This is a genomic window from Staphylococcus sp. FSL W8-1268 (assembly GCF_038003965.1).
Classification (GTDB): Bacteria; Bacillota; Bacilli; order Staphylococcales; family Staphylococcaceae; genus Staphylococcus; species Staphylococcus hominis.
This window is the reverse complement of sequence record NZ_JBBOQE010000001.1, coordinates 1,027,631-1,051,125: the sequence shown is the minus strand read 5'-3', so window position 1 is coordinate 1,051,125 and position 23,495 is coordinate 1,027,631. Positions and strand designations below refer to the sequence as shown.

20 protein-coding genes and 1 pseudogene are annotated in these 23,495 nt (G+C 31.2%); 8 read left to right on the top strand and 13 right to left on the bottom strand.

The genetic code is table 11. The features are described 5' to 3' along the window. Positions 1-43 precede the first annotated feature (43 nt). Positions 44-1,162, bottom strand: a complete 1,119-nt coding sequence (ald, locus tag NST64_RS05420) for an alanine dehydrogenase (RefSeq protein WP_049418490.1) — start codon at positions 1,160-1,162, stop codon at positions 44-46. A 152-nt stretch (positions 1,163-1,314) separates the two neighbouring features. Here ald and NST64_RS05415 point away from each other — a divergent pair, with 152 nt between their 5' ends. Next, positions 1,315-1,812 (top strand): universal stress protein, encoded by a 498-nt coding sequence (locus NST64_RS05415; RefSeq protein WP_002448964.1) that lies wholly within the window; start codon positions 1,315-1,317, stop codon positions 1,810-1,812. 182 nt (positions 1,813-1,994) lie between these two features. Here the strand turns inward: NST64_RS05415 and NST64_RS05410 are convergent, their stop codons facing one another. The 7 genes from NST64_RS05410 to ezrA form a co-directional block, all read right to left on the bottom strand. Continuing rightward, entirely contained in the window at positions 1,995-3,191 is a 1,197-nt protein-coding gene (locus NST64_RS05410; RefSeq protein WP_017176115.1) for an acetate kinase, read from the bottom strand. An 82-nt stretch (positions 3,192-3,273) separates the two neighbouring features. Next, the gene (locus tag NST64_RS05405; protein ID WP_002487979.1) at positions 3,274-4,221 is read right to left on the bottom strand and encodes a class I SAM-dependent methyltransferase; all 948 of its coding nucleotides are present in this window, start codon (positions 4,219-4,221) and stop codon (positions 3,274-3,276) included. A gap of 123 nt (positions 4,222-4,344) precedes the next feature. After that, positions 4,345-4,839, bottom strand: a complete 495-nt coding sequence (tpx, locus tag NST64_RS05400; RefSeq protein WP_002448307.1) for a thiol peroxidase — start codon at positions 4,837-4,839, stop codon at positions 4,345-4,347. 93 nt (positions 4,840-4,932) lie between these two features. Then, positions 4,933-5,718 (bottom strand): sulfite exporter TauE/SafE family protein, encoded by a 786-nt coding sequence (locus tag NST64_RS05395; protein ID WP_002448299.1) that lies wholly within the window; start codon positions 5,716-5,718, stop codon positions 4,933-4,935. Between the two features lie 30 nt (positions 5,719-5,748). After that, entirely contained in the window at positions 5,749-6,972 is a 1,224-nt protein-coding gene (gene thiI, locus NST64_RS05390) for a tRNA uracil 4-sulfurtransferase ThiI (RefSeq protein WP_049418493.1), read from the bottom strand. Continuing rightward, the gene (locus tag NST64_RS05385) at positions 6,973-8,109 is read right to left on the bottom strand and encodes a cysteine desulfurase family protein (RefSeq protein ID WP_002455208.1); all 1,137 of its coding nucleotides are present in this window, start codon (positions 8,107-8,109) and stop codon (positions 6,973-6,975) included. Between the two features lie 164 nt (positions 8,110-8,273). After that, positions 8,274-9,968 carry a septation ring formation regulator EzrA gene (gene ezrA / locus NST64_RS05380; RefSeq protein WP_002448287.1) on the bottom strand — a complete coding sequence of 565 codons (1,695 nt, stop codon included), beginning with the start codon at positions 9,966-9,968 and terminating at the stop codon, positions 8,274-8,276. Between the two features lie 130 nt (positions 9,969-10,098). On the opposite strand from ezrA, the gene NST64_RS05375 reads away from it, so the two are divergent. Both NST64_RS05375 and rpsD read left to right on the top strand, forming a co-directional pair. Continuing rightward, on the top strand, positions 10,099-10,566 hold the full coding sequence (locus NST64_RS05375; protein WP_049335921.1) for a GAF domain-containing protein: 468 nt from the start codon (positions 10,099-10,101) through the stop codon (positions 10,564-10,566). A 231-nt stretch (positions 10,567-10,797) separates the two neighbouring features. After that, positions 10,798-11,400 carry a 30S ribosomal protein S4 gene (gene rpsD, locus NST64_RS05370; protein WP_049418496.1) on the top strand — a complete coding sequence of 201 codons (603 nt, stop codon included), beginning with the start codon at positions 10,798-10,800 and terminating at the stop codon, positions 11,398-11,400. 51 nt (positions 11,401-11,451) lie between these two features. Here the strand turns inward: rpsD and NST64_RS05365 are convergent, their stop codons facing one another. Further along, positions 11,452-12,198 carry a glycerophosphodiester phosphodiesterase gene (locus NST64_RS05365; protein ID WP_049418498.1) on the bottom strand — a complete coding sequence of 249 codons (747 nt, stop codon included), beginning with the start codon at positions 12,196-12,198 and terminating at the stop codon, positions 11,452-11,454. A 78-nt stretch (positions 12,199-12,276) separates the two neighbouring features. Between NST64_RS05365 and NST64_RS05360 the strand changes: the two genes are divergently transcribed. The 3 genes from NST64_RS05360 (at position 12,277) to serA (ending at position 15,572) form a co-directional block, all read left to right on the top strand. After that, on the top strand, positions 12,277-12,726 hold the full coding sequence (locus NST64_RS05360; protein ID WP_049418500.1) for an OsmC family protein: 450 nt from the start codon (positions 12,277-12,279) through the stop codon (positions 12,724-12,726). A 97-nt stretch (positions 12,727-12,823) separates the two neighbouring features. Beyond that, positions 12,824-13,987: a pyridoxal-phosphate-dependent aminotransferase family protein gene (locus NST64_RS05355; protein ID WP_049418502.1), complete on the top strand. Its 1,164-nt coding sequence runs from the start codon at positions 12,824-12,826 to the stop codon at positions 13,985-13,987. After that, positions 13,977-15,572, top strand: coding sequence for a phosphoglycerate dehydrogenase (gene serA / locus NST64_RS05350; protein ID WP_107632415.1), 1,596 nt, complete (start codon positions 13,977-13,979; stop codon positions 15,570-15,572). Before NST64_RS05355 ends, serA begins: the two co-directional genes overlap by 11 nt. Before the next feature lie 47 nt (positions 15,573-15,619). Here serA and NST64_RS05345 read toward each other — a convergent pair whose 3' ends face one another. The 3 genes and pseudogenes from NST64_RS05345 to NST64_RS05335 form a co-directional block, all read right to left on the bottom strand. Then, positions 15,620-16,747: an HAD family hydrolase gene (locus tag NST64_RS05345; RefSeq protein WP_002448292.1), complete on the bottom strand. Its 1,128-nt coding sequence runs from the start codon at positions 16,745-16,747 to the stop codon at positions 15,620-15,622. Between the two features lie 195 nt (positions 16,748-16,942). Continuing rightward, a pseudogene (gene nagE / locus NST64_RS05340) lies at positions 16,943-18,395 on the bottom strand (N-acetylglucosamine-specific PTS transporter subunit IIBC). Positions 18,396-18,860: 465 nt separating this feature from the next. After that, positions 18,861-19,478 carry a lysophospholipid acyltransferase family protein gene (locus NST64_RS05335; protein WP_002448288.1) on the bottom strand — a complete coding sequence of 206 codons (618 nt, stop codon included), beginning with the start codon at positions 19,476-19,478 and terminating at the stop codon, positions 18,861-18,863. Positions 19,479-19,645: 167 nt separating this feature from the next. On the opposite strand from NST64_RS05335, the gene NST64_RS05330 reads away from it, so the two are divergent. Beyond that, positions 19,646-20,902 carry a S1C family serine protease gene (locus NST64_RS05330; protein ID WP_049418503.1) on the top strand — a complete coding sequence of 419 codons (1,257 nt, stop codon included), beginning with the start codon at positions 19,646-19,648 and terminating at the stop codon, positions 20,900-20,902. A 66-nt stretch (positions 20,903-20,968) separates the two neighbouring features. On the opposite strand, the gene tyrS is transcribed toward NST64_RS05330, so the two are convergent. Further along, on the bottom strand, positions 20,969-22,231 hold the full coding sequence (tyrS, locus tag NST64_RS05325) for a tyrosine--tRNA ligase (RefSeq protein ID WP_002487995.1): 1,263 nt from the start codon (positions 22,229-22,231) through the stop codon (positions 20,969-20,971). A gap of 345 nt (positions 22,232-22,576) precedes the next feature. Between tyrS and NST64_RS05320 the strand changes: the two genes are divergently transcribed. Continuing rightward, positions 22,577-23,464 carry a transglycosylase domain-containing protein gene (locus tag NST64_RS05320; protein ID WP_049418506.1) on the top strand — a complete coding sequence of 296 codons (888 nt, stop codon included), beginning with the start codon at positions 22,577-22,579 and terminating at the stop codon, positions 23,462-23,464. The last annotated feature ends 31 nt before the right edge of the window (positions 23,465-23,495 follow it).

Below are 23,495 nucleotides of genomic sequence, written 5' to 3'. Positions count from 1 at the left end.
CTCATAAAGAATGCTATTCCGCTTTTTATTGAATTAATTTAGATTATTCTTTTAATGCATCTTCAATAGATGTATAAGTTAAATCAAAGGCTTCTGCAACACCTTTATTAGTTACATAACCTTTATACGTATTTAAACCTAATGAAAGAGGCTCATTTGCTTTAAATGCCTCTTTATAACCTTTATTAGCAAGTAACTGTGCATAAGGTAAAGTAGCATTATTAAGAGCAATAGTAGACGTACGTGGAACTGCGCCAGGCATATTCGCTACTGCATAATGTACAACACCATGTTTAACATAAGTTGGATCATCATGTGTCGTGATTTTATCAGTAGTTTCAAAGATACCACCTTGGTCAATAGCAATGTCGACTACTACTGAACCGTCTTTCATTTGTTTAATCATATCTTCAGTAACTAAACTTGGTGCTTTCGCTCCAGGAATTAATACTGCACCAATAACTAAGTCACTTTCTTTAACTGCATTTTCAATATTAAGTGGGTTAGACATTATTGTATTAACACGACCGTCAAACACATCTTCTAATTCCGCTAAACGTTTAGGATTTACATCTAAAATAGTTACATCTGCACCTAATCCTAAAGCAATTTTAGCAGCATTTGTACCTGCTTGTCCGCCACCAATAATGGTAACTTTGCCTTTTGGTACACCTGGCACGCCACCAAGTAGAATACCCATTCCACCGTTAATTTTTTGTAAGAATTCTGCACCAATTTGAGCTGACATACGTCCTGCAACTTCACTCATTGGTGTTAATAAAGGTAAAGAACGATCTGGTAATTGAACTGTTTCGTAGGCAATACTTACTACTTTATTATCAACTAATGCTTGAGTAAGTTTTTCCTCATTAGCAAGATGCAAGTATGTGAATAAGATAAGACCTTCTCTGAAATATTTATATTCTTCTTCTAATGGTTCTTTTACTTTAATCACCATGTCTACATCCCAAGTTGTTTTTGCATCGTTAACTATTTCTGCACCGGCTTGTTTATAATCTTCGTCTTCAAAATATGAACCAGAACCTGCGTTTGTTTCAACAAGTACTGTATGTCCTTGTTCAACTAATGCATGTATACCACTTGGTGATAAACCTACTCTGTTCTCATTATTTTTTATTTCTTTTGGAATACCGATTTTCATTCCATCCACCTCCACTCCTTATGGTAACGCTAAATTAATGAAAGCGCAATCATCAAAGGTGCACAACGTCCACATAATTGTTGAATTATAAATATTAAATATTCAGAAATTTATGTTAAAATTGAATTAAGAAAAGTTAAGGGGGACTTAAGATGTTAACTTATAAAAATATTTTAATCGCAGTTGATGGTTCACATGAAGCAGAATGGGCTTTCAACAAAGCTTTAGACGTTGCTAAACGTAATGATGCTCAATTAACTATTGTTAATATTATCGATTCAAGAACTTACTCTTCTTATGAAGTGTACGATGCTCAATTCACAGAAAAATCTAAAGGTTTTTCTGATGAACTTTTAAAAGGCTATAAAGAAGTTGCTTCACGTGCTGGTGTTACAAATGTAGAAACTCGTCTAGAATTTGGCTCACCTAAAGCAATTATACCTAAAAAATTAGCAAATGAATTAGGTGTCGACTTAATAATGTGTGGTACTTCAGGATTAAATGCAGTAGAACGATTTATCGTTGGTTCTGTTTCAGAAGCAATCGTTCGTCATGCACCGTGTGACGTACTTGTCGTGCGTACTGAAGAAATTCCAGATGATTTCCAACCTGAAGTTGCAACTCCTGAATTTAGAAAACAATTTTCTTAATAAAGTAATGTATTTAAATAAAGAGGCCTGAGACATAAGGAATTGTCTCAGGTCTCTTTAATATGTTAGAGATACATCATCAGGGTAGGACAACAAATTCAACATGACTTTTGTCCTATTTCCCTGCTATGTTCTAAAAAAACGATGAGATAAGTTTAATCTCATCGTTTTTTTAATATATCTTATAATTCACCGAATTTTACTGTGTCTCTTGCAATCATGACTTCTTCATTAGTTGGAACAACAATTACTTTAACTGGAGAGTGTGGATAATTTATGAAAGCTTCTTCACCGTGAGTAGATTCATTTTTCTTAGGATCCCAATAAACACCCATAAACTCTAAGCCTTCTAAAATTTTAGCACGTATTGGTGATGAATTTTCACCGACACCTGCTGTGAAGACAATAACATCAACGCCATGCATTCTAGCAGCATAAGAACCAATATATTTGTGAATTCTAGAAGCAAAAATATCTAAAGCAAGTTCAGCTCGTTCATCGCCATTTGCAGCTTCACCTAATAAATCACGTAAATCACTTGAAGTACCAGAGATACCTAATAATCCAGATTCTTTGTTTAAAACTGTTAAAACTTCCTCAGCAGTTTTACCTGTTTTTTCCATAATAAATGGAATTAAAGCTGGATCAATATCTCCTGAGCGTGTACCCATTGTTACACCTGCTAATGGAGTGAAGCCCATTGATGTATCGATAGATTTCCCACCATCAATTGCAGCAATTGACGCACCATTACCAATATGACAAGAAATAATACGTAATTCTTCAATAGGTTTTTCTAAAATATCAGCCGCACGTCGTGATACATATTTATGGCTTGTACCATGGAAACCATATTTACGAATACCAAAATCTTCGTAATAGTTATATGGTAAACTATACAAATAAGAACTTTCTGGCATAGTTTGATGGAATGAAGTATCAAAAACTACAACATGTGGAATATTAGGTAATAACTTTCTAAAGGCACGAACTCCCATTAAGTTTGCAGGATTATGTAATGGCGCTAATTCACTTAATGACTCAATTTTTTCTTCTACTTCATCAGTGACTAAAGCAGATTTAGGGAATAATTCTCCACCATGAACAACGCGATGCCCTGTACCAGCAATATCATTAATATCATTAATAATACCATGTTTTTTGAAGCTATCTAACATGATATTAATTGCTTCTTCATGATCTTTAATATCTTTAACTCTTTTTATTTTTTCACCATTTACTTCAATAGTAAATATTGAATCTTTAATACCAATACGCTCAATTAAGCCCTTTGTAACTAATTCTTCTTCAGGCATTCTGATAAGTTGGAACTTTAAAGAAGAACTTCCCGCATTAATCGCTAAAACTAATTTAGACATGATTCATTGTCCTCCAATTTATATATTAAATATCCATATCTATTTAACCACTAATACAGAAGTAATTCAAGAATATCACAGTTTATTTTTGTGAATGATTTGCGTCCATCCATTCATTTAATTCGTTAATAAAACCATGGAATTGATTAGGATTTTTAAAATCCGGAATATTAGCTAATAACACTTCTACAGGCTTAGTTTCATTTGCTTTTTTCTTTTGTAGTATTAAAATTGATTTACGTGCATTTTCATTTTTAAACAATGTTTTAGGAAGGTTTAAAAATGCTTGCATTTCAGTTTCTGTAGTAATAAAATTTTGTAGCTGTTTCACATGTTCATCTTCAAAAATATTACTAGGTACTACTAAAAAAGCATAGCCACTTTGTTTTAAAGCATAGACAGCTTGTTCGATAAGTAAAAAGTGTGAATAACTATGGCCTTCTTCAAATCCAAGTTTCATTTCTTTACTACGCCCATCTAAAGGATAATATCCAATAGGAAAATCTCCAATAACAACATCAGCTTCTTCCAATGGTAATGGCATAATTGCATCTTGAGGATACACATCGAATGGTATTTCTAAAAAATTCGCTAGATGCACACTAACTCTCGATAAAACAGGATCTACTTCAATTAAGTGATGCATAACTTCGCTATCTTTTAATACTTCATTCACTGTAGCGCTTAAATGACCTGCTCCACTTGCAATATCAACAATCTGTAATTCTTTATTATTTTCTGTAAATTTTTGTACTAAAAAACCTAAAATCAAACCAATAGAATCTGGTGTAATTTGATGATTTGCTTGAATATTTTCTTCTTGTAATAAGCTCAAGTAAGCAAATTGAAATGCTTTTCGACGATCTTGGAACGTTGCTTGTTCTAACAGTGTACGTTGATTACGATATACATCTTCCATTGCTAAGCCTAAATTTTCTATAAAGCTTTGACCATTTTCTTCATTTAACGACTTAGCTTTATCATCTAAAGTTCGGAATAATCTTTCCATAATAGTTTGTTCTTCTGCCATATTCAATTCCTTTCCAATAAAAAAATGTCCATAATGCAAATGTCTTAAAACGAAATCATTCATTTTAAAATACATATGGACAATATTAGTATTATATCTTTAATTTAATCGTTTAGTAGTGACTTAAATATTACGATATGCTTCTAAAGCAGCCTCGAAATTTGGAAAATCAGTACCTTCTTGAACTAACTCTTTATAAACTACATGATTGTTTTCATCTAATACGAAAACAGAACGAGCTAATAATCTCATTTCTTTCATAACAACACCATAATGTTCACCAAATGATAAATCTTTATGGTCACTTAACGTAATTACATTTTCTAGACCATTTGATGCACACCATCTTTTTTGAGCGAAAGGTAAATCCGCTGAAATTGTAAGTACTACACCATTTTCTTGAGAAGCCTCTTCATTAAATTTGCGAGTTTGTTGATCACATACACCAGTATCAATAGAAGGAACGACACTAATCAATTTCTTTTGCCCTTTAAAATTATCTAAAGTAACTTCATTTAAACTATTATCCAAAACTTTAAAATTAGGAGCCACATCTCCTTTTGAAACCTCAGTTCCTTCTAAATGTATAGGGTTATTTTTAAAAGTAATTTCTGTCATATTATATGACCTCCCATTAGTTATTTAAATTATAGTTTAATGATACGATAGTATTTAAACTTATTTCAATCATTTAAAACGCTAACTATTATTTTAATTTGAAATGATTTGCATAATATAATCAAAGGTATTTTTTAAAATGAGTAAAATGGTGACTATTATAAATACAATTTTGACATATCCTACACCTTTTTTGATTGCAAAATGTGCACCAGTATACGACCCAATCACCATACTAACTGCCATAATTAATCCATATGTTATATTTACTTGGCCAAGAATAATAAATAATGTTAATGCACCAACGTTTGAAGCAAAGTTTAATACTTTTGCATTTCCAGCTGCACTTAAAAAATCAAATCCAAACATTAATAATACAAATAACATAAATGATCCAGTACCACCGCCTAAGAATCCGTCATAAAATCCAATTAAAAGCAGGAGTGATATAAAGGCAATCGCTTTACTAATAGTAAGTTTAGAAAACGTTCTGACATTACCCCATTCTTTCTTAAAAATGGTGTAAATTAAAACAAGTGTCAATATCACTATAACGAGTGGTTTCAAAACTTCTGATGGTAAGAAAGTTGCTAAACTTGCTCCACCAACTGCAAATATAAATACAAACGGAAATAGTCTAAATGCTATTTTTTTATCCACATTTCCAGATTTTAAAAATTTGATTGCACTCGTTAATGAGCCAAACGCACTCGCTAATTTATTTGTACCTAATGCTAATGATGGCGGCATTCCTATAGCTAAGAGTGCAGGAATTGATATTAAGCCACCGCCACCCACAACAGCATCTATAAATGCTGCCAAGAAACCAAAACTAATAATAATGAAAATAATATGAAAACTTAGTTCAATAACGCCCACCTCTTATTAAATGACTTTACTACTTTCATATTAAAATAATTCATCAATGAGTGCATCAGTATGTTTATCTTTTTCAGTTTTATAATCTTTATTAATCTCTATTGTTTCTACATTGTCTGCTGCTTCTTGGACAAGATCATCAAAATTAAACACACTTTCATATTTAACAACTTTATCAAAATCTGGTTCAGTTACAGGGTTTTCAGGCGTGAAAATCGTACAGCAATCCTCATAAGGTTGTATTGAAACTTCAAATGTTCCTATTTCTTTTGCTTTTTTAATAATATCTTCTTTATCTAAAGAAATAAGTGGTCTTAAAATAGGAGTAGATGTAACATCATTGATTGCGTACATACTCTTTAATGTTTGACTAGCTACTTGACCTAAATTTTCACCATTTACGATAGCATTCGCTCCAATACGTTCTAAGATAATATCTGTCACTCGTAACATCATGCGTCTAGTAGATGTCATGGTATATCGTGGATGCACAGACTTATTGATTTGTTTTTGAAGTGCTGTGAAAGGAACAATGTGTAATTTAATTGGTCCTACACGTTCAGATAGTATGCGTGTCAATTCAATCACTTTGTCTTTCGCTTTTTCACTTGTAAATGGTGGACTGTGAAAATGAATAGCTTCTACTTTTACTCCACGTTTCATAATTTCCATACCAGCTACTGGTGAATCAATTCCACCTGACAACTGAAGAAGTGTTTTACCACCTGTACCGGTAGGTAATCCGCCAGCACCATTGATAACTTTAGTATAGATATACACGCCTTTTTTACGTACTTCTACTTTAATATTATGTGTCGGACGTTTAACATCTACTTTTAAATGATCAACTGCTTTTAAAATGGCGCCACCTAGTTCTCTTTGTAGTTGATACGTATCTAATGAAAATGATTTATCTACACGTTTTACATCAACTTTAAAAGTATCTCCATTTGCAAAGTCTTTAGCTAACGAAATACAAAGTTGTTTCATATCTTCAAGATTTTGTGTTGTTTTAAATACTGGACTAATAGATTTTATGCCAAATATCTTTGTTAAACGATTTATGACTTCATTAACATTTACGTCCTCAAAAAGCGAGATAAACATGCGATCTCTCTCACATTTAACCTGTGTACCTTCTAATGAACGTAATGATTGAATAACATTTTCTTTTAATACATTTGTGAATCTTCTTCTATTTGTTCCTTTTAACGTAAGTTCTCCATATCTAACCAAAATATGATCATATTTCATTTATTTCAACAACTCCTTTATTTGAGCATAGATTAATTCAAGTTTATCTTTAAATTGTTCGATATCTTTTTCTGTTGTCGTTTCACCCATGGATAAGCGAACACTTCCCTCTATTCTGTTATCCTTAATACCCATTGCTAACAAAACTTCATTTAATTTTTCTCTTTTAGACGAACATGCACTTGTAGTCGATACCATAATATCCAATTTTGAGAATGCATTAACAAGCACTTCTCCTTTTACTCCTGGAAAAGCGATATTTAAAATATGCGGAGCACTATTTTCTGGAGAATTAATATACATTCCCTTATATTGACCTAAACATTCTCTAATTACTTTATTATAGCGTGATAGACGATGATTAAGCTCATTTAAATTTTGAATTGCAATTTCCATTGCTTTCACAAGTGAAACATTCATTGCTAAATTTACAGTGCCACTTCTAATTCCATATTCTTGGCCACCGCCAAATATTGTCGGTTCAATTTTTTCCTTATTATCGATAATTAATATGCCTTGACCTTTTAAACCATTAAATTTATGACCACTAAAACTAATACTATTTACATCCTCTAATTGCATTGGAATTTTCCCTAAAGCCTGTACGCCATCTACGTGAAAATGTGCCTTAGGATATTGTTTTAATAATGATCCTATTTCTTTTATCGGTTGTATTTGTCCCATAACATTATTGACATACATACATGTAACTAAGCCCACATTATCCGTCATTAATTGTTCTAAATGATTAATATCTATTTGACCATTTGGAGTCACATTCACATATTTCAATATAAATCCTTGTGTTTCTAAATAACGCATCACTTCTAGTACTGATGGATGTTCTAAGACTGAGGTAATGATTACATTCGCAAACTGTTTTTTTCTTAATGCAATACCTTTGAGTGCAATATTATTAGACTCAGTAGCACCACTTGTGAAAATGATATCAGCATTTTTATTGAGGTTTAACATCTCTTTTACACGCGACTTAGCCTGTAATAATATTTTTTCTGATTGTAAACCCATTTGATGAGGACTATTAGCATTATAATAAGCTTTCTCACTTACTTTTAGAAATGAATCTAAAACCGCTTGGTTCGGTTTTGTTGTGGCAGCATTGTCTAAATAAATCATATATATAGAACACTCACTTTCATCAATAACATATCTAAAACATATTTTAACTTTCTCGACTTAAAAATAGACACTCAAGCATTATACTATTTTTTTTAAAAAATAAAAGAGAATAACCTAGAAATATGTGGATGTCTAGGTCATTCTCTAACTATAAAAATGTATTATCCTTTAATTACTTCATTTTCAATATGTTTTGTTATACCAGGTTCTACACTTTCAAGTGCTTGCTCTGATACTTCAATTGAGCGTTTATAACGGTTATTTTTAAATAAACGTTCTGCTTCGTTTAAGCTTTTATCTACAGTATGATGATCTTTACGATATCTATTTCCATATTGAATTAATCGTTCTGCATAGACTGCATTGACTAATATATCATTCGCTTCATCTTCAAACGTATTCATTTGAATTACGATTTTTGAAACTTTATCTTTAAGTTGTTTAACATGAAGCGGACGTTCGTTAAATTGTTCGCTGACCGCTCTTACTTCATGGTCGATTTCATTTTTCATAATAACAAATCGCTCTGGAACACTTGTTAAGTTTGAAGCAAGAAGTCGACGATAAATCTCTTCTTTTTTCGATTGAATTTTTAATAGATTATCTTCAGCCTCAGCTTCATCTTCTCTAAGTTGAATCAGATGATTTTGTAATTTTTCTTGTTCTTCATTAATCACTTTTACATGTTCATCTAAGTATTCTAAATTATCTTTTACTTCACTATATCTCACAGCAGATTTAGACATTTCTTTTAGAATATCATCATATACTACAACTAGATTTTGAATTTCATTTTCATGTTGTCTAATACTATGAACATCACTTTCATTAATGAAATAGTTTTCTCGAATATAGTCGATTTCTGTTCTAAGCGTATAATTCATTTCTCTCGCTTTGAATAATTCATTTGTAATATCTTCTTTTGTTTCTTCAACTTCATTTTTAGCTTTTACTTCATGCTCAATTAAATCATACATTTCATCAAGCTTATCATTAATTTGTTGCAATTTATCATTAGCTTCCTGTAATTCAAGACGACTAATCATAGGTTCTACAAAATTTAATTCAGTTTTTAAGCTTTGTAATGTACCATCAATTTTTACATGATCCAAGTCATAACCATTTACTTTTAAATCTCTACAACCATATTTTAAATCTTGGAATTGTCCGGGTAACTCTTTTTGAGTTTCTCTAATTAAATCTGGAATTTCATCCATGTATTCTTTTGTTTCATTAATAGATTCATTTAATCCATTAATATGATTATGAGCTTGTACATAGTTACCTTCTTCTTTCAGCATGTCATACTGATCAAGTTCTGGTTCAAAAGCCTCAATACGTTTTTCAAGAGGAGCTGCCGCTTCTCCAAATTGATGTCTATTTGCTAAAACATCTCTTTTCATTTCACGATAATCTGTTTTACATTTTTCATAGATTGCTTCGTTATCTTTATGTAGAGAAAGAATTTCATTTACTTCATCTACTTGTGACTGATAACCAGCTTCATATCTATCCATTAATTCATGAGCATCATCAATTTCAGTTTGAGCTCCTGCAAATTGGAATTTATCAAGTTGAAGCTCAGCGTCATGAATTTTTTCTTCTACTGGTGCTAAATAGTTATTAGTGTGATCTAATGTGTTTTGTTTTAACGCGTCATATTTTGTTCTCGTTTCACCTTTAAGATTTAAAGCTGATAACTTTTCTAAATTATCTTCAAAAGGTAACTGTTGAACTTTTAATTTACGTTCTTCTGCTTGCTCAACTATTTTACGTTTGTTAGAACGTAAATAAAACATAATACCGACAGCAATCAATATAATAATAATAATTGCTAATATAATGTATAAAACCATCTCATTCTCCTCCTATATTATCATTATTATAACGTATCTTATCTCGTCATTAAAATAAAATTCAAAGAATTGATTGAAAAATTTTTTACATTTATACTAATAATCAAAATATTGATAGAGAGGTTTTTATATGCCGACAATTAAAGAAACAAATTACAACTTATTAGGTAAACAACTTGCAAGTCTTATTGAAGATGAAACAAATCTAATCGCAATTTTAAGTAATACTTCAGCTTTACTCAATGACAATTTAGATCAAATCAATTGGTTAGGATTTTATTTAATTGAAAATAATGAACTTATTTTAGGTCCTTTCCAAGGCCATCCTGCTTGTATGCATATCTCTATAGGAAAAGGTGTATGTGGAACTGCTGTTGCAAACAACCAAACACAACTTGTAGATGATGTAAATACATTTCCTGGTCACATCGCTTGCGATGCTAATAGTAAATCTGAAATTGTCGTTCCAATTCATGTTAATAATGAAATCATCGGCGTGTTAGATATAGATGCACCTATTACGCAACGATTTAGTAAAGACGATCAACAAGGACTTGAAGAAATCGTTTCTATCTTAGAACACCAATTATCAAAATAATAAATTTAAATGATTCCTTGACACTTTAAAAAATAATGGTACAATGAATTTTGTGTGAATTAACGAAAATAGCAGTTGTATATTATTAAGCTCTATGTTGTTCCCGATGTGGACGTGTCGCGTAACTGTAGCTATAAGGTGAAGACACATAAAACAATATATCTTAATGAGCATACAACACTCTTTTTTGTTTATTCATTCCAACAAAAAAGAAAAAGGAGGAGTCTTATTATGGCTCGATTCAGAGGTTCTAACTGGAAAAAATCTCGTCGTTTAGGTATCTCATTAAGTGGTACTGGTAAAGAATTAGAAAAACGTCCTTACGCACCAGGACAACATGGTCCAAACCAACGTAAAAAATTATCAGAATATGGTTTACAATTACGTGAAAAACAAAAATTACGTTATTTATATGGAATGACTGAAAGACAATTCCGTAATACATTTGATATTGCTGGTAAACAACACGGTGTACATGGTGAAAACTTCATGATTTTATTAGCTAGCCGTTTAGATGCAGTAGTTTACTCATTAGGTTTAGCACGTACACGTCGTCAAGCTCGTCAATTAGTTGGTCATGGTCATATTGAAGTTGATGGTAAACGTGTTGACATCCCATCATACGCTTTAAAACCAGGTCAAGTTATCTCAGTTCGTGAAAAATCACAAAACTTAGATATCGTTAAAGAATCTGTTGAAATCAACAATTTCGTACCAGAATATTTAGATTTCGATGCTGACAGCTTAAAAGGTACTTTTGTTCGCTTACCAGAACGTAGTGAATTACCAGCTGAAATTAATGAACAATTAATCGTTGAGTACTACTCAAGATAAGTTGATTAATATTCTACCACCCTTTCCATTTTGGTCAGGGTGGTTTTTTATTTATAATTTAAATATATCATCTGGTATATCTGAAATAATTCCATCTACTCCTAAATGAATCAATTTCTTCACATCTTTCACTTTATTTACTGTATAAGGTATTACTTTAAGATGATATTCATGAGCACGCTTGATAAATTTTTTATTTATTAATTTATAATTAGGATTTATAAATTGTGCAAAAGAAGCTATATTTTCATAATCAGGTTGTTTGTACCAGTATTGCTTTTTACTTATTAAAACACCTAGTGCATATTTCTTTGTGTATTCAGACATTTTTTTAACACTTTCCACATCAAATGACTGAATAACGACTCTATGAGAGGGAATTTGAAATTTATCTAGTTCCTCAAGTAACGCTTTTTCAATGCCAGGATACTGTTCTGGTTTTTTTATTTCAATAAGTAATGTTTTAGAATACTTTTTAAATAAAGAAAGTACTTCGCTAAAAGTAGAAATACAGGTATTTTTAAAAGATTCACCATGTTTGATTCCAAAATCAAATTGTTTTAATTCTTCTAAAGTAAAATCTTTTACTTTACCCTTTTGATTCGATGTGCGATCAATGGAGTCGTCATGAATGACTACTAATTGTTTATCTTTTGTAAAATGTACATCAATTTCTAACATATCAATATGTTGCATAAGGGCTGCTTTAAAACCTTCCAACGTATTTTCAGGATATTTCTGCGATAATCCACGATGTGCAACGATTTGAAATGATGTATTAGGCTTTTGTATTTTCATTTTTAAACACCATCCTTTAAATTAGTTATATGTTCAACTACACTTAAATTACCATAATGATATAGGAGGTCAATAATAATGGTTAAACACGATTTTGTAGTTCATACATCATGGCGTGGAGGTCGTGAAGAAATCGGTAAAGTTAAAGGCGATGTAATTTCTGAGCAAATTTCTATTCCCTCTTCACTTGGGGGTAATGGAACTGGGACAAATCCCGATGAAATGTTAGTTGCAGCAGCCTCCTCATGTTATATTATCTCTTTAGCTGCTACACTTGAACGAGCTAAATTTACTAATATTCATTTAGAAATTAAGTCAATTGGGAGTGCAGTTTTTGAAAATGGAAAATTTAAAATGGAAAAAATCACTCATTATCCAACAATATCTCTTACAGAAGAAGAAAAAACGCGTCTTAATAAACGACTTCCTAAACTATTAGATATTGCTGATCATCATTGTATGATATCTAACTCAATTCGAAACAACGTTAAAATAGAAATTCAAGCAACCATTCAAGATGAGAACTAAAAGCGGTCAATTAAACTGCCGCTTTTTATTTTAGACTTTTAAAATTTCAGAATATTTGGTAAAATTAAAAAATCTTATATCAGGAGGAAGATTTACGATGTATTATTACGAACCTTTATTATTAACACCTGGACCAACCCCTGTACCTGATGAAATCACACATGCACTTAATTTATCAATGATAGGCCATCGTTCTTCAGATTTTGAAGCTGTCGCAGAAGAAGCATTTAATCATTTAAAACCTATGTTTGGAACTAAAAACAAAGTAATGATCCTTACTTCAAGCGGTACTAGTGTTTTAGAAGCTAGTATGTTAAATATAGTCAATCCTGAGGACCATTTTGTAGTCATTGTATCAGGTGCATTTGGTAATCGTTTTAAACAAATTGCTGAAACATATTATAAGAATGTACATGTTTATGATGTTGAATGGGGAAAAGCTGTCGACATTGAAGCATTTGAAACATATTTACATTCACTTAATCATGATATTACTGCTGTATTCACTCAATTTTGCGAAACTTCTACTGCTGTACTTCACCCTATACACGAATTAGGAAAAGTGATTAAAGCACTCAATCAAGACATTTACTTCGTTGTCGATGGCGTAAGTTGTATTGGTGCCGTTGATGTCGATTTAGAAAGAGACAATATTGATGTACTCGTGTCAGGTAGCCAGAAAGCTTTAATGTTACCGCCTGGCCTATCTTTTGTTGCTTATAATCATCGTGCACAAGAGCGATTTAAAGTAGTTAAAACACCACGTTTTTATTTAAATTTAAATAAGTACTTTGATTCTATTGAACAAAATTCTACTCCATTCACACCAAATGTTGGATTATTTAGAGCGGTTAACGCTTATGCTGCACTTATTAAAAAAGAAGGATTTAACAATACCATTCACAGACATTATTTGATTAGAGATGGTTTAAGAGAAAGTTTAAAAGCATTAGATTTAAAATTATTAGTTACTAAAGACTCATATGCCTCTCCTACTGTTACTTCTTTTATCCCTCACGATAAAGACGAATTAACATATATTAAATCAACACTAAAATCAAGATTTAATATTACTATTGCTGGTGGTCAAGGCAAACTAAAAGGAACCATTTTGAGAATTGGTCACATGGGAAAAGTGTCACCTTTTGATATTTTATCTGTTGTTTCAGCTTTAGAGATAATTCTTACAGATTATCGTAAAGTCAATTATATTGGTAAAGCTACGTTAAAATTTACGGAGGTAATTCAACATGACGCATAATATTTTAGTTTCAGATCCAATTTCAGAAGAAGGTTTACAAAGTTTAATCCATCATCCTGATTTTAAGGTTGATTTTAAGTCTGGTTTAACTGAAGAAGAACTTGTCGATATTATTCCTAACTATCAAGGGTTAATCGTACGTAGTCAAACTCAAGTCACAGAATCTATTATTAACCATGCTTCAAACTTAAAAGTTATCGCTAGAGCCGGTGTAGGTGTGGATAATATTGATATAAAATCAGCAACTCTAAACGGTATACTCGTTGTAAATGCTCCCGATGGAAATACGATTTCTGCTACTGAGCACTCAGTTGCTATGATTCTAGCAATGGCACGAAATATTCCGCAAGCTTACACATCACTAAAGAATAAAGAATGGAATCGTAAAGCATTTAAAGGAGTTGAATTATATCAAAAAGTATTAGGCGTCATTGGAGCAGGACGTATTGGTTTAGGTGTAGCAGAAAGATTAAAAAGTTTTGGTATGACTGTTTTAGCTTATGATCCTTTTTTGACTAAAGAAAAAGCCGAGCAACTTGGAATTGAACTAGCAACGATTGATGAAATTGCTCAACGTTCAGATTTTGTTACCGTTCACACACCGTTAACACCTAAAACAAAAGGAATTATCGATGCTCATTTTTTTAATCAAGCCAAACCAACGTTACAAATTATTAATGTAGCTAGAGGCGGAATTATTAATGAAAACGACTTGCTTAATGCTTTAAATCAACATCAAATTGCTAGAGCAGCATTAGACGTATTTGAAAATGAACCTCCCCTAGATTCACCGCTTCTCGATCATAAAAATATTATTGTAACTCCTCATTTAGGTGCATCTACGATTGAAGCACAAGAAAAAGTAGCTGTATCCGTTGCTGAAGAAATCATTGATATTTTAGAAAATGGTAATGTTACAAATGCAGTCAATGCACCTAAGTTAAACTTAAACCATATTGATGAGAAGACACAACAATGGCTTCGTATTAGCCAGCTTTCAGGTGAATTGGCAATTCAATTATTAGATGATGCACCTAGAGAGATTAAAGTGACTTTTAACGGAGAAAATGCTAAAAAAGAATCTGATTTAATTACTCGATCAATCGTCACGTCAATTTTAAAACAAAATTTAGGTGAACGCGTGAACTTAATTAATGCTATTGCATTATTAAACGAACAAGGTATCACTCATCATATTGAAAATCGTGCTTCACAAGGAACATTCAGCAATTATATTCAAATTAATTTGATAAGTGAACATGAAGAAGTAAAAATTGGTGTAACTGTAATAGATGGATTTGGTGCACGTATTGTAAGAATTAATGATTATTCAGTAGATTTTAAACCCAATACTTATCAATTTATTTCTTATCATAAAGACTTACCAGGAATGGTAGGTTTAACAGGTCAACTACTCGGTAAACATGATATCAATATTGCTTCAATGTCTTTAGGAAGAAGTTCTGAAGGTGGACAAGCAATGATGATTCTGTCAATAGATCAACCTATTACTCAACAAGTTATTAAAGAATTATATGAGATTGGTGATTTTGATAACATCTACGGTACAACTTTATCAATATAATAAATAAGAAAGGAACGACGATAATATTCGGCGTTCCTTTCTTTTTATTATTTATTAAGTAGAATATGTCTAATGTCACAAATATGATTAACAATATAGTCAGCACCGTGTTGCTCTAGGTCTTCTTTTGCTTCTTTCCCACTTAAACCAGTTAAAGTACCTATAAATGTTGCCCCAATCTTTTTAGCACATAATAAATCCGCTAATGAATCACCAACAATAAATACATCATTCTCATTAACAATATGTTTTTGATTTTGAATATAGTGCAAATAATCTCCCTCATTGTTTCCATAAAGAGTTGCAATATAACTAAATGGATTAGGTTTACCTAGTGGCCCTTCTTTTGGAAATACTGACTCAGCTTTCAATACTTCACTCGCTGTGACAATATGATTTTCATTAAAAAAAGATTTAAGACCAAAGGACTCAAATGGAACAATTGTTTCTGTTCTTGGTCTACCAGTTGCAATGGCAATGTTAAAACCTGCTTGTTTTATATCATTTAATAATGTTTTAATTTCTTCCACAGGACGTAAGATCTTTTCTTCATAAATAAAACCAGACTTAGGAATAGACAAAGGAGTAAGCTTTTCTACTTTTTCATATAAAGTTGTTCCTAAATACCATTCTTGATATATTGCTCTAGCTAAATTCCAAAGTGGACTTTTTAAATTAAATAATTTAGCATTTTCAATATTTAATTGATCTTTTGCGTAATCTTCTAATTCAAGATAAATATTCTCTTTACCACTTTGACTATTTTGAATAAATTTTAACGGTACTGCATAATTAACTTTAAATTGATAATTATAAGATTGTAATTCACGTAGAGTCTCAACTGAAAACGTTTCAACATGAGTCACTTGTCTAATTGTTTCTGAATCCAACTGTTTCAAGAGATGGATGAAATGAATACTAAATACAACAAATAACATATCCCAGTTAGAATTAAGGCCTAAAGATTTTAATTGATTTAAAATTTGATCGTTTAAAAATACTTGTGTTCTTATATCTTCAATTAATTCATCATTCATATGATTAAAATTTTGAGCGCTATCTAAACCTAAAAAATCATCACTCTTTAATAGTTCTTCAACTGTTAAGGCAGATACATCAAAGCAACGTTCTTCACTTAAAAACACACCATCTACATCAAATAAAATTGATTTCATCGACATCTCTCCATTTTTTGACTATTCTGATACTTATAATCATAACGAACATTTATATAAAGTCAATGTAATAAAAATAAGAGCCAATGCTTAAAATCTAGCATTAGCTCTTTTATATAAATAATATTTATCAATAGGACTATAGTGTAACAAATGATTTGGACATATAATGTCGCTTTTATTGTTTCTGTTGAATTATTTCATCTGTTTTTCAATTTCATCTGCTACTTGTTGAACATGTGTACCAATAATTACTTGTGTTGAATGGTGGCCATTTTTCGTCACCCCAACAGCTCCAGCATTTCTAATTTTTTGTTCATCAATAATCGTATTATCTTTTAGTTCTAAACGAAGTCGTGTAGCACAGTTTGTTAAACTATCGATATTAGATTTTCCACCTAAACCTTCTAATATTTGTGTAGCTGGTTGATGATATTTTCCACTTTTTGATTTATCTATAGTTGTCGTTTCTTCTACTATTGGATCAGCTAGTAAGTTATCACCACGTCCTATTGTATTTAAATTCAATACTTTAATCATAATTCTAAAAATAACATAATATAAAATAAAGAATACAATACCTTGAACTAATAGAATTAAAGGGTGATTAGCGACTGGATTAATGAGTGATAAAACATAATCAATTAATCCTGCACTAAATGAGAATCCCGCAGTCCACTGAAATAGAGATGCAATAAATAATGAAAGCCCTGTTAATAAGGCATGTATGATAAAAAGTACAGGTGCAACAAACATAAATGCAAATTCAATTGGCTCTGTAACTCCTACTACAAAGGCTGAAATAGCACTTGCTAAAAACCATCCCCATACTTGCTTTTGTTGCTTTGTCTCAGCACTGTGATACATTGCAAGTGCTGCTGCTGGTATACCAAACATCATAATTGGGAAGAAACCTGCTTGATAACGTCCTGTTATACCTTTTACTGCATCTACACCTGTTTGGAATTTACCAATATCATTAATTCCTGCTGTATCGAACCAAAATACTGCATTCAATGCATGATGTAAACCAGTAGGAATAAGTAGTCGATTAAAGACACCATATAAAAATGCTCCGAATGAACCAAAACCTACTAACCATTCTCCAAATGCAACAATGCCTGAAAAGACCATAGGCCAAATAAATAATAGTATAACTGCTAATATAGTACTAAAAAATACAGTCATAATAGGTTTTACCACTAAAAAATGACAAGGCCATAGGTAATTCAACTTCACTAAATTTATTAAAAGAATATGCTGCAATTAACCCGATAATAATACCAAGAAATACATTAGAATTATCCATTTTTGTAAAGCCTAAGTTAACTGCTTTTTCTTTTATATTAAATAACGTAGCCACATTTTCTGGATTTAATACTTTCGTTACCATGGCATATCCTAACGCACCTGCCAAAGCAACGGCACCATCGTTCTTTTTAGCCATACCAATAGCTACACCGATAGCAAAAATTAGTCCTAATTGTTCTAAAATAGCTGTTCCTACAATTGAAAAGAACATGGCTACTGTAGGAAGAATATGAAGTGCGTTTAGTAAGTTGCCTATCCCAGTTATGATTGCTCCTGCTGGTAAAACAGCTACAGGGAGCATTAACGATCTTCCGAGATTTTGAAAGAATTTAAACATCTTTTATCCTCCTTTATTTATTAAAAATTATATTTTTTATGTATTTAGTCTAATATATAATTTATCACATTTGTAAGCGGTTACGCTATATGTTCATATTATATAAATAGACAATGTGATGACAAAATAAAAAAGATACGCTTTAACCAATAAAGATTAAAACGTATATATATTTAATAAGATATTATAAATGATTTTTATTATTGATTGAGATAATTAACTGGTATTTTACTTCAAATCTATTTTTTTATTAAATAATCTTTCCGCATTGACTAAATAAAAATGATTAAAGACAAAATAACAAGAACAATACGTTAGGTAATATATGGTACTAACGGAAAATAGATTTCTTAAAATCTGTCATTTTCACTCATGGTACTCCTATCATCCATTTATCAATTATTTATAAAAAAAGAAGATTCTCTATTTAGAAAATCTTCTGATGAATAATGCTATCAATATCTATTAAAGACGTTCTTGAATAAGATGAAGTTCATGTTGTAACTGTGCTGTACGTCTTTCTATTTCTTTAGTTAGAAAATCAATTTTTTCGTTACGCTTTAAATCTTTAGGTATGTCAGATTGATAAATAGGTTTACCAAATTTAATCATCGCTTGACCAGTGACTAAACCATGTAACTTCGTTGGTCCAACATAAGCAGCTGGTAAGATTGGTGCTTTACCTAACATAGCAATCGTTGCAGCTCCACGTTTTAAAGGCGCGCCTTCAACTGAAGTTCTATGACCTGTTGGGAAGATACCTACTGTTTTATGATCTTTCAATAATTTAACAGGTTGTTTTAACGTACTAGGTCCCGGATTTTCTCGATCTACTGGAAAAGCATTTAAAGATCTTAAAAATTTGCCACCCCATTTATTACTAAATAATTCTTTTTTAGCCATATAATGAATTTCATTTGGAATTAAAGCTAATCCTAATAAAATCACTTCATTATAACTTTCATGGGTACAAGTCACAACATATTTACTATCTTTAGGAATGTTCTCTTTACCTACAATGTGTAATGAACGTGCCATTTTTACGATTATTAATTCTAAAAATTTACTAATAAATTTATACATTTTGTCACCTACTTCTAAGTTTCTACACTTAGTCGATTTTATCATTAACTTATCACGTGAACAAGATTTTAAAAGATACATCTTAAGACTGATAGCTATTTACTAGAAATATTTAAATATTTTCTTCATAATTGAGATAATGGTTAAAATATATACGGAGGTTTAATATGACAGAATATAATCAATATTTTCAATCCAGCGATTATCAGCATTCACGTCCACCTAAACCGAAGTTTCCATGGTTTAGAATTATTATTATTGCTCTAATCGCTGGTATCATAGGAGCATTAATTGTTTTAGGAGTTAATCGACTTATGAATGGAGATGATTCAAATAGTGGTGGATCTCAAGTCCAACAGGCTACGAATGATAAAGGTGGCAATGTGTTAGACGGTAAAAGTGATAAATATAAATCGGTTAATGCCATGATCAAAGATGTTTCTCCTGCTATTGTAGGTGTCATCAATATGCAAAAGGCAACAAGTTTTGACGATTTATTACAAGGTAAATCAACTAAGGCACAAGAAGCCGGTATCGGTTCTGGTGTTATTTATCAAATTAACAACAATTCTGCTTATATCGTCACTAATAATCACGTTATTGATGGTGCATCACAAATTAAAGTACAATTACATAACGGTAAACAAGTAGAAGCAAAGCTTGTAGGTACAGATGCAGTTTCAGATATTGCAGTTTTAAAAATCGATTCTCAAAAAGGAATTAAAGCAATGAAATTCGCAAATTCTTCTAAAGTTCAAACTGGCGATAGTGTTTTCGCAATGGGTAACCCACTTGGCTTAGAATTTGCTAACTCAGTAACATCAGGTATTATTTCTGCAAATGAACGTACAATTGAATCTAATACCACTTCTGGTGGAACTAAAGTAAATGTGCTACAAACAGATGCAGCAATTAATCCCGGTAACTCTGGTGGTGCATTAGTAGATGTTAATGGTAATTTAGTAGGTATTAATTCAATGAAAATTGCTGCTGACCAAGTTGAAGGTATTGGTTTTGCAATCCCAAGTAATGAAGTAAGAGTTACAATTGAACAACTCGTTAAACATGGTAAAGTAGAACGTCCTTCAATTGGAATAGGGTTACTTAACTTAAGTGATATTCCAGATTCTTATAAAAAAGAATTAAAAACTGATCGTGATACTGGTGTGTATATTGCAAAAGTTAGCCACTCTAGTGAATTAAAAGTTGGCGATATCATTACTAAAGTAGATAGTAAAAAAGTAGATGATGATACCGATCTAAGAACGTACTTATATCAAAATAAAAAGCCAGGTGAAACCGTGAAGTTGACTGTTACACGTGATGGTAAAACTAAAGACGTATCAGTCACTCTTAAAAATCAAAAATCAATATCTTCGCAATCATATAATTCTGAAGATAATAATAGTCAATTTATTCGATAATAAATAACGAGGTTAATCCAAAATAATGGATTAACCTCGTTTTCAATATATTCTTCTCAGATAAGATTATTTATAATTTACCATGAAGTATTTTTTCTTACCACGGCGAATAATTGTAAATTCATTATCAAATTTATCTTCATCAGTTAAGTTGTAATCAACAGACTGTTCTCTTTCACCATTAATATAAATTGCTCCATTGTTTACATCTTCTCTTGCTTGTCGTTTTGAGGAAGCAATTCCAGATTCAATTAAAACATCAATAATGTTAGTTGTTGCTTTAGAAACTTCAACTTGAGGTACTTCTTTAAACCCTGCTTTGATATCTTTAATTGATAAAGATTTTAAATCACCTTTAAATAATGCTTCTGAAATTCTAATTGCATCATCAAGTGCTTCTTTACCATGAATAAATTCTGTTACATTTTCAGCAAGTGCTTTTTGAGCTTCTCGTAAATGTGGTGCTTCATCTCTAGATTGTTCAAGGCGATTAATATCTTCTTTACTTAAGAATGTAAAGTATTTTAAGAATTTAATAACATCTTCATCCGATTGATTAATCCAGAATTGATAAAATTCATACGGTGTTGTTTTTTCAGCATCTAACCAAACAGCTCCAGATTCTGATTTCCCAAACTTTTTACCATCAGACTTTGTCACTAATGGAATAGTTAAACCATAAGCTTCTGTTTGACCATACATACGTCGCATTAACTCAATACCACTTGTAATATTACCCCATTGATCAGAACCACCAACTTGAATTTTACAATTAAGTTCACGATTTAAGTGGCCAAAGTCAATTGCTTGTAAAATAGTATAGGTAAATTCTGTATATGAAATTCCATTTTCTAATCGTGATTGAATTGAATCTTTACCTAGCATATAATTGACACCTACATGTTTACCATAATCACGTAGGAAACTTATTAGTGAAATTTGACTTAACCAGTCTCTATTATTAACGAGTACGGCTCCTTTATCTGTGCCAAATTCAAATAGTTTATGCATTTGAGCGCTTAAGCCTTCAACATTTTTTGCTACTTGATCTTCAGTTTGTAATACACGTTCTTCAGATTTACCAGATGGGTCTCCAATCATACCAGTGCCTCCACCAATAAGTACTATTGGACGATGACCATGTTCTTGGAATCGACGTAATGTCATAAATGGTAAAAGATGACCAATATGTAAACTATCAGCAGTTGGATCTGCACCACAATACAACGTTACTTGTTCTTTATTTAATAAATCTTCAATACCTTGTTCATCAGTTTGTTGATAAATTAAACCTCTCCATTGTAATTCTTCTAGTAATGCATTTGACATAGTTATATCCTCCTATAAAATTTATTTTTATTAAATAAAAAAGCACCCTCACAACAATGTAAGGGCGCTTATGCACGTTACCACCATACTTAACAATTCAAATAGAATTGTTTACTCTATTAATGATACGCTCATTAATAAACGTTGAATAAATAAGTATGAGGTGTATTCATATATAAACACATGTTAGTTCACAGCATCCACTAACTCTCTGTTAAGTTAATTTATATATTACTTCTCCTCTTATTCAATACATATTGAATTGATAATAATTATAAAAAAACCTCTTCTAAAAGTCAAATATGCTAGATATGATATACTGTATTTAATTTGAGGAGGACTACCATGAAATTATTATTTAAAGATATTCAATTTAAAACGTTTGAAAAAAATTATAAATTTATAAAACATATTATGGTAGGCCTTTTGAGTATTATAGTTTTAGGTTCTATACTTATTGTTCTTGGTACTGCTACTTATTTTCATCATCTTACTCAAGAAGCTTCAAATATAAGTGATACTGAATTGAAACACCACGTACTACACTTTTCAGGTGATGAGATTTTGAATCACGATAAAAATATTTTAACTGAGTATGATCATTCTCAAAACTCTCTCATCGTAGGTCCAAAACATGTAAATTCAAACGTAATTAAAGCATTAATATCTTCTGAAGACACATTATTTTTTAAACATGATGGAATTTTACCAAAAGCGTTAATAAGAGCAATGATACAAGATGTTTTAAGTTTAAATTCTCGTTCTGGCGGAAGTACAATTACACAACAATTAATAAAGAATCAAGTCTTAACAAATGAAAAAACATATAGTCGTAAGGCAAATGAAATTATATTAGCGATGCGTCTTGAAAAAATATTATCTAAAAATGAAATTATTTATACATATTTAAATATTGTACCGTTTGGACGCGATTATAATGGTGCAAATATAACTGGAATTGCATCTGCTTCCTATAGTTTATTTAACGTTCCCCCCTCCAAGTTAAATGTTGCACAATCCGCTTATCTTGTTGGCTTATTGCAAAGTCCTTATACGTATACACCGTATGAAAATAATGGTGATTTGAAGGCTTATAACGAAGTTAAAATTAGTATTGACCGTCAGCATTATGTATTAAAACGAATGCTAGTGGAAGGGGTAATTACTAAAAAGACATATCAACAGGCAAAACAATATACTATTTATGATCATTTATTAACTAAGCCTCAATGAATCAATCAATATCTTTTATCGCACTTTATAT